This window comes from Flavobacterium sp. WC2509, from assembly GCF_052683105.1.
Genome location: NZ_JBQZFG010000001.1, coordinates 3696311 through 3710688, shown reverse-complemented (window position 1 = coordinate 3710688; position 14378 = coordinate 3696311). Strand labels below are relative to the sequence as shown.

16 protein-coding genes are annotated in these 14378 nt (G+C 30.9%); 14 read left to right on the top strand and 2 right to left on the bottom strand.

Annotated elements, in window-relative coordinates; translation table 11 throughout:
* Window positions 1–86 precede the first annotated feature (86 nt).
* The 10 genes from ACUN3A_RS15600 (at window position 87) to ACUN3A_RS15555 (ending at window position 7368) form a co-directional block, all read left to right on the top strand.
* On the top strand, window positions 87–527 hold the full coding sequence (locus tag ACUN3A_RS15600; protein ID WP_445552209.1) for a hypothetical protein: 441 nt from the start codon (window positions 87–89) through the stop codon (window positions 525–527).
* A gap of 166 nt (window positions 528–693) precedes the next feature.
* Entirely contained in the window at window positions 694–1356 is a 663-nt protein-coding gene (locus ACUN3A_RS15595; protein ID WP_445552208.1) for an XkdF-like putative serine protease domain-containing protein, read from the top strand.
* A gap of 332 nt (window positions 1357–1688) precedes the next feature.
* Entirely contained in the window at window positions 1689–2261 is a 573-nt protein-coding gene (locus ACUN3A_RS15590; protein ID WP_445552207.1) for an RDD family protein, read from the top strand.
* Window positions 2262–2615: 354 nt separating this feature from the next.
* A complete protein-coding gene (locus ACUN3A_RS15585; protein WP_445552206.1) occupies window positions 2616–2984 on the top strand; it encodes a hypothetical protein in 369 nt (122 codons plus the stop codon).
* Window positions 2985–3458: 474 nt separating this feature from the next.
* Window positions 3459–4010 carry an NADAR family protein gene (locus ACUN3A_RS15580; protein WP_445552205.1) on the top strand — a complete coding sequence of 184 codons (552 nt, stop codon included), beginning with the start codon at window positions 3459–3461 and terminating at the stop codon, window positions 4008–4010.
* Window positions 4011–4235: 225 nt separating this feature from the next.
* On the top strand, window positions 4236–4889 hold the full coding sequence (locus ACUN3A_RS15575) for a carboxypeptidase-like regulatory domain-containing protein (protein ID WP_445552204.1): 654 nt from the start codon (window positions 4236–4238) through the stop codon (window positions 4887–4889).
* A gap of 150 nt (window positions 4890–5039) precedes the next feature.
* Entirely contained in the window at window positions 5040–5516 is a 477-nt protein-coding gene (locus tag ACUN3A_RS15570) for a hypothetical protein (RefSeq protein WP_445552203.1), read from the top strand.
* A 122-nt stretch (window positions 5517–5638) separates the two neighbouring features.
* Window positions 5639–5857 carry a hypothetical protein gene (locus ACUN3A_RS15565; RefSeq protein WP_445552202.1) on the top strand — a complete coding sequence of 73 codons (219 nt, stop codon included), beginning with the start codon at window positions 5639–5641 and terminating at the stop codon, window positions 5855–5857.
* A gap of 58 nt (window positions 5858–5915) precedes the next feature.
* Complete coding sequence (locus tag ACUN3A_RS15560; protein WP_445552201.1) at window positions 5916–6746, top strand: DUF6263 family protein; 831 nt, start codon at window positions 5916–5918, stop codon at window positions 6744–6746.
* A gap of 40 nt (window positions 6747–6786) precedes the next feature.
* Window positions 6787–7368, top strand: coding sequence for a hypothetical protein (locus ACUN3A_RS15555; RefSeq protein ID WP_445552200.1), 582 nt, complete (start codon window positions 6787–6789; stop codon window positions 7366–7368).
* Between the two features lie 64 nt (window positions 7369–7432).
* Here ACUN3A_RS15555 and ACUN3A_RS15550 read toward each other — a convergent pair whose 3' ends face one another.
* Window positions 7433–8032 carry a hypothetical protein gene (locus ACUN3A_RS15550; protein WP_445552199.1) on the bottom strand — a complete coding sequence of 200 codons (600 nt, stop codon included), beginning with the start codon at window positions 8030–8032 and terminating at the stop codon, window positions 7433–7435.
* Between the two features lie 269 nt (window positions 8033–8301).
* Here ACUN3A_RS15550 and ACUN3A_RS15545 point away from each other — a divergent pair, with 269 nt between their 5' ends.
* The 4 genes from ACUN3A_RS15545 (at window position 8302) to ACUN3A_RS15530 (ending at window position 12940) form a co-directional block, all read left to right on the top strand.
* Entirely contained in the window at window positions 8302–9399 is a 1098-nt protein-coding gene (locus ACUN3A_RS15545) for an MBL fold metallo-hydrolase (RefSeq protein ID WP_445552198.1), read from the top strand.
* A gap of 202 nt (window positions 9400–9601) precedes the next feature.
* Window positions 9602–10780 (top strand): sodium:proton antiporter, encoded by a 1179-nt coding sequence (locus ACUN3A_RS15540; RefSeq protein WP_445552197.1) that lies wholly within the window; start codon window positions 9602–9604, stop codon window positions 10778–10780.
* 235 nt (window positions 10781–11015) lie between these two features.
* On the top strand, window positions 11016–11768 hold the full coding sequence (locus ACUN3A_RS15535) for an SDR family NAD(P)-dependent oxidoreductase (RefSeq protein WP_445552196.1): 753 nt from the start codon (window positions 11016–11018) through the stop codon (window positions 11766–11768).
* A 29-nt stretch (window positions 11769–11797) separates the two neighbouring features.
* A complete protein-coding gene (locus tag ACUN3A_RS15530) occupies window positions 11798–12940 on the top strand; it encodes a lactonase family protein (protein WP_445552195.1) in 1143 nt (380 codons plus the stop codon).
* 74 nt (window positions 12941–13014) lie between these two features.
* Here the strand turns inward: ACUN3A_RS15530 and ACUN3A_RS15525 are convergent, their stop codons facing one another.
* On the bottom strand, window positions 13015–14319 hold the full coding sequence (locus ACUN3A_RS15525) for a M28 family metallopeptidase (RefSeq protein WP_445552194.1): 1305 nt from the start codon (window positions 14317–14319) through the stop codon (window positions 13015–13017).
* Window positions 14320–14378: the final 59 nt, after the last annotated feature.

The following is a 14378-nucleotide window of genomic DNA, read 5'->3' as shown; positions in this document are numbered from 1 at the left end:
AGAATGAGCTTAATTTAGTCCCAAACTGCTTGTAGCGCGAGAACGTTATGTGCAACCGCACCCGAAAAGAACGAAATAAGTCAATTATGAAAAATGCCACAATATTAATTTTCCTGCCATTTTTTATCATTTCTTGCCAAAAAAAGGAAGTTGAAGCTATTTCGATGAACCAAATCACGACAAATTATGACACTTTAATTAAAAGAGTTAAAAATGACGGAAATGAAGATGCTTATTACGAACTTTTTTACGGCTTTAAAGATTCAAATGTAGCCGAAAGAACAGACAGTCTAATGATTTATTCAAAAATAATGGCGCAAAAATTTCATTATGAAAAAGCCTATTTTGATTACTTTGAAGCATTTGCCGAAAAAAACGATATAAAAATTGACTTTGGAGATTATTCAAAATTTGACATCTCTAAATTGAACGAAAGCACCAAAAAAGAAGCTACAGATTGGCTGAAAAATATGGTAAAAGCAAAAATTATTACAATCGAACAATACGATTCAATAAAGAAGCAATAGCGGATGCACATAACAGCTACTACAACGGATTTGGGCAATAGGCTTAATGGAAAGTTGGTTTTGTATTTGGAATGATTTGGCAAATCCAAAACAGGGCTTAATTTAGTCCCAAACCCGCTGTAGTACCAAGACGTTATGTGCTAGCTTATCACACGAAATTCATAAAATGACAAATAAATATATATTAGCACCAGCATTAATTCCGAATAAAAAAATTATTAGGAATGCTAATAATATAATAAATGAAACTCATCAAATTTATTTCACTGAAGAAACAATTGAACAAATTAGAAATGATTTTCATAAAAAAGAATGTGAAAATCTTATTAGCATAAATCACAATGAGGAAACATTTGGTTTAACATTGACCAAATCTTTTCTTATAAATGATGAAAATAAAAAACAATTACCTAAAGAATTTTTGCAACTACCAATTGGAACTTGGATGATTGAATACACTGTGGAAAATGACGCTGTGTGGAAAATGATAAAAGAAGGCAAAATTAACGGACTAAGTTTAGAGGGAATTTTTCAATACGACCGAGAAGATGAAATTAATGAAGAAACTGACTCAATAAAAATAAACAATGATGAACTATTAGAAAAACGTTTCGATGAAATATTATTTCAAATAAGTAAAGGTAATAAGCAAGAAGAAATAGATAATAATTATTTTTTCTCTGAATTTGAAATATTAAAAGAATGGAAATCAAAATTCGGATATAAGTTCAATATTTATGGCAATGACCACTTTATAAATAAAAAACCACATTTTCATTTTGACAATAAACAAGATGATTTATATTGCAAAATTAGTTTTGACGGATAAATATTTGAAATTAAGCACAATAGAAAATTACCTAAAGGCATTCATAAGGAATTAAAATACTTTTTATCAAAATTAGAAAATCAAAAATTATTAAAAGAAATGTGGAATAACAAAAATCCAACCTTAAATGTGGAATAAAAAAGCCAGCACATAACAGCCACTACAACGGATTTGGGCAATTGGCTTAAGGGAAAGTTGATTTTGTATTTGGAATGATTTGGCAAATCCGAAAATAGGGCTTAATTTAACCCCAAACCCGCTGTAGTGCCAAGACGTTATGAGCTATGTTAGCCGACCAAAACACAAAAGTTAACCAACCAAGAAATAAAAAAATGAATACAGATTTTAAAGAGGTAATGTCAAAACGAACTGACGATGAACTTATCAAAATTGTAACTATAGACAAGGGTAAATACCAACCTTTGGCTATTGAAGTTGCTGAAGAAGAAATTAAGAAACGTAACATAGATACATCAAAATTTGAGCAAGTTAAAGTTGACTTAACAGCAAAGATTACAGAACAAGAAGAATTTGAAGCTAAGAAAGTAAGTTCTCTAACAAGGTTTTTAAACTTTATAATAGACTTAATTGTGTGGTTTATAATTGTAGCTATTTTGACGAATTCATTGAACGCAAAAGATCCCGTTCAAATGTTATTCGGATATTTTATATTCTTCGTAAGTTATATTAGCTACTATGCGTTTATGGAAACAAAATTTCAAAAGACAATTGGAAAGTTTATAACCAAAACAAAAGTTGTGAATAAAGATGGAACTAAACCACAAGGCGGAGATATTTTACGAAGAACATTTTGCCGACTAATTCCATTCGACAGAATTTCGTTTCTTTTTACGCCAAATGGTTTTCACGATAGACTTTCAGACACAATAATAATCAAAGATTGAACTAACTAATAGCATAAAAACACAGCCCATAACAGCTACTACAACGGATTTGGGCAATTGGCTTAATGGAAAGTTGGTTTTGTATTTGGGATGATTTGGCAAATCCGAGGAATGGTCTTAATTTAGTCCCAAACCCGCTGTAGTACCAAGACGTTAGTGGCTATTTACAGAAACTAAAAAATTATGGGAAATAAAGAAATAATAGCAAAAGGATATATTCTAAATTTAATTTTTATGATAGCAATTTTTACTGCTATTCCTTATTTTATATTTTGCAAATTATCACAAGAACTTTGCCAATGGAAAGAATTCAACCCGAGGGGAATTTAGAAGAAAAAAAATAGAACTAAAATTATGATATCCAAAGAAAGTGGTCAAAACTTAATACTTGTAATTGTTGGTGTTATTATATTATATTATGTTAACAAAAGTTATGTTACATCCAAATATTTAAAAAGCGATTATGAATTCACGATTGGTAAAACTTTAGATTTTACTGGTGCGGGAGGGAATAAAGGATTTATTTCTTATAGTTATTATGTTAATAATAAAAAATATATGAGTGATGTCAGGAGAAAATATAAAAATGATTCACAATTACATAATTTTTATAAAGTAAAGTATTCTAAAGTAAAACCCGAAATAAGTGAGATGTATTTAGATGAAGAAATAACCGATTCGGCTGAAATTGTTAAAGCGGGTTTTAAATATAAAAACAAATAAAATATGAGAAATTTCATTGCAATTCTAATTACCATTGTCCCCGTATTTCTTTTAAATGCATATTTCATAATTACAAAAGAGCCTAATAGTGGTATGAATTGGAGTCATTCTTTCATAAGCGCTATAGTCCTTATGTTTAGTTATTCATTTGCTAATCATTATAGAAAAAATGATAAAATAAAATAATAATAATAATAATAATAATAATAATAATAATAATAATAATAGTGATAATATGGACTTATGCTTTGAGCGAAGCCTAAAATAAGTATTAAAGAATAAAAACAGCCACTAACAGCCGTTACACGAGATTTGGGCATTTGGCTGAATTTAAAGATGATTTTGTACTTGGAAAATCAGTGTTTAATCGAAAGAACTCGCATCTTTAATCCCAAACCTCGTGTAGCGCCAGAACGTTGGTGGCAATTTTCCGAACGACCCTAGCTGAACTGAAAACTTGACAAGAGAATAAAAATGACATACAATTTAGATTGGCTAATAGACAATTTTGAAAGAGGAAAGCGAACAAAATATTTATTTTTTTGGGGACACCAGAAAAGTAAAAGTGGCGAATTGACATCATCGTGTTTTAGTCAATGGTGGACATCGCCTTTTATTGTTGACAAAATAAAATTTAATACTGCTGAACATTGGATGATGGCGCAAAAAGCGCTTTTATTTGACGACAAAGAAATTTATGACAAAATAATTATTGCAAAATCACCAGCAGAAGCAAAAGCTTTGGGCAGACAAGTGAGAAATTTTGATGACAAGACTTGGAATAACAAACGGTTTGACATAGTTGTTAAAGGAAGTTTGGAGAAATTCACACAGCATAAAGATTTGAAAGAATTTTTACTCAACACAAAAGAAAGAGTTTTAGTTGAAGCAAGTCCCGTCGACAGAATTTGGGGTATGGGATTGACAGCCGACAGCGACAAAGCAGAAAATCCTAAGCGTTGGAATGGATTAAATTTACTTGGTTTTGCTCTGATGGAAGTCAGAGATATTATCAGAAATGAATAAAAAAACAGCCACCAACAGCCACTACAACGGATTTGGACATTAAGTATAATGAAAAGTTGGTTTTGTATTTGGGATGATTTGGCAAATCTTAATAATAGACTTAATTTAATCTCAAACCCGCTGATAACAGGACTTTAATGGCAAGTGCAACTAATAAATGAACAAATAAAGTTGATGAAATATATAATTAAAATCCCTAAACCGTGTAATGAAAATTGGAGTAAAATGACTTCAACAGAAAGAGGCATGTTTTGTTCAAATTGTAGAAAAGAAGTAATTAATTACCAATATTATTCCAACAATCAACTTTTAAAAAGTTTAAATGAAAGTAAAAAAATTTGTGGAAGGTTTTCACCTAATCAAATTGATAAAGAATTAAACTCAATAGAAACAAATCTTTTTCATCGAATTGGATTACTTTTTGGTTTTTCATCCTTGTTCTTAACAACACCAGCTTTTTCACAAAGTGAAAAGTCAAAAACTGAAATTATTGAAAATAAATCAGACGATGAACTGAAACAAAAAAGCTCAAATGAATTTATTGAGTTTTATGGAAAAATATTGGAAAAGCCTAGAAATAACAATGATAAAAGCTATCCTATTCCAGGAGTTAATATTATTCAAAAAGACACGAAAAATGTTGTACAATCAAATATTGATGGAAACTTTATAATCAAAATACCGATTGAAGATTTTAAAGATAAAGTTGTTCTTATATTTAATTTTATAGGTATGGAGACAAAAGAAGTAGAAGTTTTCAAAACAAACAGCAACCTAAAAATAGAAATGATTTTAAGCGATGCTTTAATGGGAGAAGTTATAATTGTCAAAACTAAGAAAAGAAATATTTTTAAAAGAATAGGAAATCTATTCAAATAAAAAGCACCCGCCAATAACAACAGCTACAACGGATTTAGGAAATTGGCTTTAATAGAAAGTTGGTTTTGTATTTAGGAGATCTGGTAAATCCAAAACAGGGCTTAATATAGTCCCAAACCCGCTATAATTCGAATAGTTAACTATTATTTTATGAAAAAACACTACGGAATATTTCTAGTCATTATATTTTTTGCAATTAGTTGTAAAAAGAACTCGAATAAAAAAGTGGACGTAAAAAAAACTGAAAATAGAACAATCGTTTTTAATAATAGTAACCCAAAATATTTATTAAACCCTCCAAAATCTGACACACTTTGTATCAATGATATTGAAAGAGCTAAAAGAGACATCAATAAATATCAAAAATTGTTTATTGAAACTATTTGTTTTGGATGTCGTTCAAAACCGTTAGAAACAGAAATTGAAGAAGTATTAAAGAAACGCAAAATTAAAAAAGTGATAGAAGACATTGGATGTGTTATTTATGAAGGACAAACTCAAGGATGTTATAGTGGTTTCATTAGTTTAAAAATGAAAGAACAATATGGAAAGAATTATTTTTCGGAAATTGAAAAAGAAGCTGAAATATTTTTATCAACAACATCATCAAAAATAATAAAGTTGTAAGCATTTACGATTTAGAAGATCAAGAAAAACCAAAAATAATAAGTCGAGAAGTTTACATAGAAAGTGATTATTACACAACAATAAAAGTAAATCTACCTGTTAAAATTGATAGTCATAAATCTTTGTTTGCAGACATAACTTTTATTATAGAAAAAGACGGAACAATTGGTAATTTAAGTGTAAATAATTGGGTAAATGATGCTGTTGATGACAAATTCAAAAAAGATTTAATTACAAAAGCTTTAACAACTTTAAAAGAAAATTATAATCATTGGAATCCTGGAAAATATAAAGGTAACATAGCACGAACCGAAACCACATTGAGAGTTAACTTTGAGTAAAAAAAACAATTAACAGCTACAACGCTATCAGCAAGCATAAAAACAACCAAACAAACAAATGAAAAAAATTATTTTACTACTTATCACGCTGACACCATTATTGTGTAACAGTCAATCACAAAACGAAGTAACGTTCAAAGTCCAGTTTAAACCCAATACCCAATATGCTCAAACAATAGAACAAACCACTAAAAATGACATGAAATATTCAGGTCCTGCGGAATTTCTACAAAAACTAAAAGACAGAGGTGTTCAAAATCCAATGATAACAGAAAGTCAATCTAAAATTGAGTCTGTCTTCAAAACGGGTAAGCAAACTGACGGAACAAACTTCCCTTTAACTATGGAATTTGTAAAAACTACACCTATTAATGGCAAAAAAATTATTCCTGACGGCACACTCATTTATGGTCATGGTTCAAACGGAAATATGCCAACACTTGATTCTATTGTTTCAAAGGATCTTGATGAAAATTTAAAAAAAACAGTTCTTCAGTCAGCGCAAAGTACCTTTTCACAGTTATCTTTTCCTGAGAAGCGAGTTAAAATTGGTGAAAGTTTTTCAATAGATTCGCCACTTTCTATTCCAATTGCAGGAACAACAGTTGATATGACCATAACAACTAACTACAAGTTATTAAATGTTAAGAATGGTATTGCCGACTTTGACGTATCAAGTGTTTATACATTGAAGTCAAACATGACAAAATATACAATCAACGCAACAGGCACTAGTAAAGGTAAGTTGCAATATGATGTAACAAAAGGTTACTATACAAAATATGAAACTGACGCTGAAATAAAAATGCAAATGAAACTTGAAAATTTCGAGATAGATTTAAATTCAAAGACTGGCTCTATCCAAACGATAGTAATGACAAATATTTAAAATGCCAGCAGGCATCAATAATAAACAAACCTATACCAACATGAAAAAAACACTACAAATTAGATTTTTGTCCGCCATTCTTTTCATTTTAAGTTTAAATGTAAGTGCTCAAAATTTGAAAAATTATTTTTCGGTTTCAGAGATTTCTTTATCCAATATCGTTTATAAGTTAGCATGGAGCTCACATCCAAATGCTGTTTATTATAAACAAGAATACTTACCCGCAGGAGAAAAATCTGAAAGTTTTAAAACAATGATAACGATAGATGCAATAATTAAGGATCTACCAATTGATAAAGTTGTTCAATTAAAAGTATCAGAGCTACAAGAAAGAAAAAAAACAGATAAATTTTGCAATTATCAAATTACAACTAATTCGAAAACAGGAGAATATATGATTGATTTCCTAATGAGTTCTGGCGATATTGTAGAATGGAATGCTTACAGATATAAAAAAATTGTGGACTCAAAAGGGAATCCAACAATCCTATTATTTGCACTAAGTAAAAGAGGATATGGTAACGGTAGTACTCCTTTTTTAACCGAACTGAAAAGCAAACGTATCGATTGGATTAATTTGGTATGGAACTATAATTTACCAGCAATTAACTTTAAAGAGTAAGAAAATTGCAGCTCCCAACATGCGTCACTTATGCAAAGCCCAATAAAATTATTCACACCAAAATTTATTCTTTAACCAATATAATAGTCGCTTTATAACCTGTACCAACATTCCATTGGCTGGCCGAAATAACCGTTCCATTCTCATCATATACCTCAAATTGAGCCGTATTAGGTGACGCCGAACCTTCGTTTAAAGCTTCAAAATCAATTTTATTACTACCTGGTATTAAATTTATTTTGAAGTCTTTAAACTTCTCATCTAATCCAACTTCTGGTTCAATAACCTTATCATTCAGATAAATTTTTATTTTATCTCCATCTACAAAAGCAGCATCTCGAAATCGAATGGTTGAAACAAACGTTTTTACTTTAAAATTTCCTAAATATTGATTTCGTCTATAATAAATCCCCTCCGTGTTGGCTTCTTTTTTATATAAATAGGTATTCTTAAAAAAATCCTCAGGATTAATTTCTACTGGAACTGGCTTTTTCTCCTCAACAACTGGCGGACTAACTTTTGGCAGAGCTTCTTTTGGAGGAATAGGTTCTTTAATCTTAATATCTTTCGCTGGAATTGGTTTAATATCATTTTTAAACCCATCCTGTGCATAACTATATAAAGAAAAACCAATCATACTAACTAAAAACAACACCTTTTTCATAGCTTCTATAATTTAATAAACAAGCTCATTGGAGCCTTATTTATATAACATTTTATTATGCTATTTATTGCATTTTAAAGCCAATCAATTATCAAAAAACAACTCAAAACAGTTTGTTTTTTCAATTGATTACGTGGACAATTTTAAATCTACTGCTAATTCAAACAAAAACATTTGAAGATAAATTACCTATATTTACAGGAAAACATTCCAAACAACTATGGTGTTTCAGAAAGACAAAATAGTGTATCCATTAGACAAAATTTAAAATGCTTATATTCTTTACAACAATCTCACTTTTGATAATAGTTGTTTTTGCTTTTTTGCAACAACCAAAATTTGGTAAACTGCCAAAAGGAGAACGATTATTAAAAATCAAACAATCACCAAACTATAAAAATGGTGTTTTTCAAAACATAAGTCACACACCTGACTTAACCGATGGCGAAACCTATTGGACTGTTGGAAAACAGTTCCTTTTTGGGAAAAAAGTTAGAGCCAGTCCAAAAGATGCAATTCCTTCAATCAAAACCGATTTGTTAAATTTAGATATTAACAAAGATGTATTAATATGGTTTGGGCATTCCTCCTACTTCATTCAAATTGATGGAAAACGAATTTTAGTAGATCCCGTTTTAAGCGGTTCGGCAACACCAATGCCTTTTGGAATCAGAGCATTTGATGGATCAAACATTTATTCGACAGATGATTTGCCCGAAATAGATTTTCTTTTTATTTCCCACGACCATTGGGATCATTTGGACTATAAAACGATTCTGAAACTAAAACCAAAAATCAAAAAGGTTATTTGCGGGCTCGGTGTTGGAGAACATTTTGAACATTGGGGTTACGAAAAATCGAAAATAATTGAAAAAGATTGGAACGAAAAAATAGAATTAACAGACAATTTTACGGTTCATACAGTTTCAGCACGACATTTTTCAGGTCGTGGAATAAAGAGAAATAAATCACTTTGGCTTTCCTATGTTTTACAAACACCAACAATGCAAATTTTTATTGGTGGAGACAGCGGTTATGACAAACATTTTGCTGAAATCGGAAAAAACTTTGGCCCATTTGATTTAGTAATCCTCGAAAATGGTCAATACGACAGCAAGTGGCGTTACATTCATACGCTCCCAGATGAAATTTTGAATGTAGCCAAACAATTAAACGCAAAAAAGATTTTACCGGTTCATTCTTCAAAATTCGTTTTAGGAAATCATCCTTGGGACGAACCTTTAGAACTTATTACAAAAAATAATGAAGCAGAAAAATTAAATATCATTACACCAATTATTGGCGAACAAGTCAATTTAAAAGACAATAATCAAACATTCACCAAATGGTGGCAGACAGTAAATTAATTTTAAAAAAAGATATAATAACAATATAAGACAGCTATTTATTCTTTTTTTGGGTTTGTTTTTTATGACTTTTCAAACATTTGTATTACTAAACAGTTCAACACAAACTTCTTTTTATTCTACAAATCAGTTATATTTACAAAATAGCAAACTTAAGCTACGCCTTATAAAACCAATATTCAACTGATTCTAAAATAAAAGAATGTCTACATCCATCATTATTGCAATATGCATTTTATTAATCCTTGCCTATATTTTTGACATTACTTCGTCAAAAACAAAAATTCCTTCTGTAATATTATTATTAATCGTAGGATGGGCGGTAAAACAGGGAACAGATTTTTTTTCAATACCTCTACCAAATTTAACCTCAATATTACCGGTGCTCGGAACAGTGGGACTAATCCTGATCGTTTTGGAAGGTTCCTTAGAATTAGAATTAAACAAATCTAAATATACATTTATAGCAAAAACGGCTATTATAGCTATTGTATCAATAATCATTTTTAGTTTTGGACTAGCATTTGCTTTTCAATACTACGCAAATATTTCATTAAAAGATGGATTAGCCAATGCAATTCCGCTTGCTGTGATTAGTAGCGCTATTGCAATTCCAAGTGCTCAAAACCTCCTTTCTAAAGACAAAGAATTTATAACTTATGAAAGTAGCTTATCCGATATTTTTGGTGTTATTTTTTTTAATTTCATAACCCTTAACGATACCATTGGCTCAAAGTCTGTTGGCAACTTTATATTAGAAGTCCTAATTATTCTAATCATAACAATCGTTGCTACATTAGGACTTGCTTTTTTATTAAGTAAAATAAAACATCCTGTAAAATTTATTCCAATCATTTTATGCATAGTATTAATATATGTTGTCTCAAAAGAGTATCATTTGCCTGCTTTGATTTTCATACTCCTTTTTGGTCTTTTTCTAGGTAATCTGGATGAAATAAAAAGCAATAAATTTATTCAGAAACTGCATCCTATGCTCTTGAATAAAGAAGTGCATAAATTCAAAGAATTAACAGCCGAAATTGCTTTTTTAGTAAGAGCTTTATTTTTTCTATTATTTGGCTTTCTAATTGAAACCCAAGAATTACTAAATACTCAAACAATAGTTTGGGCTATTGCAATTTGTATCGGAATATTTAGTTTGCGTTTTCTATTATTAAAAGTTTTTAAAATCAATATGAAACCTGCTTTTTTTATAGCTCCAAGAGGCTTAATTACCATTTTACTGTTTCTATCCATTCCACAAAGTCAAGCAACTGATTTAGCTAATAATTCATTGGTTATCCAAGTAATTATCTTATCTGCATTAATGATGATGATTGGACTTATGAGTTATAAAACCGAAGACGAAGATATTAGCTAAAATGCGATATCGTAAACATGCCTTTCCAGATAAAATAAAGATAGCTAAGAAGATATCACTCTCAAACATTAATGCAGAATCCTATTCTTTTCATCTAAATCATATAAAATTATACCATTCAAAAAGAATAACATATTGTTGCACTTCTTATATTTGTAAGACTAAAAAAACTTATAAAGCACAAAAAGCAGAGTATTTTAAACACACTCTTTATAGAATATTACAATAAAAAAACATGACCAAAATCGCTTTAATAACAGGTGCAACTTCAGGAATAGGAAAGGCTACGGCAATTAAATTGGCCGAAAATGGATATGATTTAATTCTCTGCGGACGCCGTGCTGAGAAACTGGAAGAATTGAAAAATGAATTATCCAAAACTGTAAAAACTCACAGTTTGGTATTTGATGTCCGCAATAGGGCAGCCGTGGAATTTCAAATTAATTCTTTGCCTACTGAATGGAAAAACATTGACGTTTTGGTAAATAGTGCTGGGAATGCCCACGGACTTTCTACAATTCAAAATGGTGATATTGACGATTGGGATGCGATGATTGACGGAAACGTAAAAGGATTATTATATGTTTCGAGAGCCATAATTCCGCAAATGGTAGAAAGGAAAAAAGGGCATATCATCAATTTAAGTTCGGTTGCTGGAAAACAAACATATGCCAATGGAGCTGTTTATTGTGCTTCCAAAAAAGCAGTCGAAGCCATAAGCGAAGGAATGCGGCTTGACTTAACCGAACATGGAATCAAAATAACCAATATCGCCCCGGGAGCCGTTGCAACCGAATTTTCAGAAATCAGGTTTAAAGGGGATAAAGAAAAAGCTCAAAAAGTGTATGAAGGCTACGATCCATTATTAGCAGAAGATATCGCTGATTTTATTTCGTATGTCGTCAACGCTCCAGACAGAGTAACCATTGCTGATGTGACAATTTATTCCAAATCTCAATCTGCACCAACGACTATTTATAAAAAATAAAAAAACTTAGAAGGTTAGCCATTAATTACATGAAAATTCCTCAACATAAATTAAAAAAAACAATACTATTACTCATTGCCTTTTTTGTTTGCTTAAATCTCTTTTCGCAAAACACTTATGTCTTTTTTGGTTCTTTCAATCGAGACAAAACTACTGATGCCATTCATGTTTATCAATTGAATACTCGTAGCGGAAAATTATCGAAAGTTACAGCAGCAAAAGACATTGTAAGTCCATCCTATCTAACTTTATCCCCAAATGGAAAGTTCCTTTTTGCCTGTACCGAAAGTAAAACTCCAAATGGAGGAAGTGTGAGTAGCTTTGAATTCAACCCCGAAAACAAAACACTTACTTTTATAAATAGTCAAAAAAGTGGCGGTGAAAACCCAGTTTACATGACGGCTCATAAAAATGGAAAATGGCTCGTTAACGGAAATTACACCGAAGGAAGTGTTTCTGTTTATCCAATTGCTGATAACGGAATGATAAATCCGATCGCGCAAAATATTCAATATTCTGAGGGAAGCATCGACCCAGAAAGACAAAAGCGTTCCCACATTCATTCTACCGTTTTTTCACCCAACTGTGATTATCTCTTTTTACCTGATTTGGGCGCAGACAAAATTCGATGTTATAAATTTGAAGAAGACAAAAACGAACCTTTAGTAGCTGCTGAAAAACCTTTTACCCAAATCACTTTAGGAGGCGGTCCCAGACATTTTACCTTTCATCCAAACGGAAAATTTGCCTATTGCATAGAAGAAATAGCGGGTAATATAGACGTTTATAACTATGAAAACGGAAAATTAGATAGTATCCAAAGAATAGCAACACATCCCGAAAATTATATAGGAAATTATGAAAGTTCTGATATTCATATTTCGCCAGATGGACGATTTTTATACGCATCAAATCGTGGCGAAAAGAATAATATTGCCATATTTTCAATTGATAATGATGGGAAACTAAAATCTATTGGATACCAATCTACCTTAGGTAATTATCCTAGAGTATTTGCTCTTGATGAAAGTGGAAAGTTTCTAATTACAACCAATACAAATAGTGGAAATGTATTTGTATTTAAAAGAAATGCCAAAACAGGATTACTTAAAAAAGTTGGCAAAGAACTAAAAATAAAAAGCGTTTCTTGTGTCAAAATTAGAAAATATTAGACAAAAAAATAAGTACAAAAAAGTGAACTACTTCTAGAAAACTTTTTTGTACTTATTTCAAATTTGATTCCTTCCTATCTTAACTGAGTAGTATCAACTCTTGAAGGTGTATCTTTACCGCTAATAATCGTTGAGGAACTCAAAGCAATGGCTTTAATAATTTCTGTCATATTATCAATATCCAAGGTTTCAAATTCATCATCGGCAGTGTGATAATTGGGTTCGTTATCCATTTTTGAAGTAGATATCGTATGTGCTGGAACTCCCAATTTTGCCAAAGTTGCGTTATCAGAACGGTAAAATAATTGTTGTTCTGGATATGGATCCGGGTAAAATTTAAAATTGGTTTTCTCTAAATTCTTTTGCAATATTTTACCAAAATCAGATTTTTCGAAACCTGTGATATACGCAGAATTCTTTCCCCATTTAGATTCAGTACCAATCATTTCTAAATTAAACATCGCTATTACTTTATCCGCTGGTAGTTGTTTAGAAAAATATTTAGCCCCAAAACCTCCTAATTCTTCGGCTACAAAAGTGGTAAAAATAATGGTGCGCTCGTTGTTATTTAGCTTTTTAAAATAATTGGCCAACATAATTACCGCAGTACTTCCCGCTGCATCGTCATTGGCACCATTATAAATCGAGTCTGTTGCTGGATGCGGAGCTCCTTCCTCTGGAGAACCTACTCCAAGGTGATCATAATGTCCTGAAAAAATAACATATTCATCTGGCTTACTTTTCCCAAGTAACATTCCAACGACATTGTTCAATGACTTTTTAGAAATAGTATTGGTCAATTCAATAGAAAAAGTAGGTGCTTCCGAAACGCCAAAAACAAACAAAATTGTATTGTTTCCCGGATTCGCAGTAATTCTCTCGATATGCTGAATATTAGACAATGCATTATTAAAAGAAGCATCAACTAACACCAGATAACTCTTAGAACTGTTGTAATATTCATTGAATTTTTTTCCAAGATTATCCCCTTTACTAATTTTTACAACAGTAATATCACTTTTTTCTGTTAAAGAAACTTTAGTTTGATAAGAGAAAGCAACTATTTGCTTGTTATCGATTTCTTTACCGTCAATGCTAATTTTGGAAGAAATCGCTTTAGACTCAGTCATAGAAAACTCCTGTCTAAAATTGGCAGCATTCATTAGAGGCTTCAAACCTGCCTTTTTAAATTCTGATTCTATAAAGGCTGATGCTTTATCAATCCCGGGAGTAAAAGTTCTTCTCCCCTGCATGTCATCTGCTGAAAGCAATTTTTCGATTCGGCTAACTTCTTTGGTGGTTATGACTTTATCAATCGACTGCCCGTGAACACAAAGACATACGTTTAAAACAAATAGGCTTACAATACTTTTTTTCATCTTTTACTTTATAAATAACAAATTAGGCTAACCAAAAATATGCTATTTATTCGTGAAAA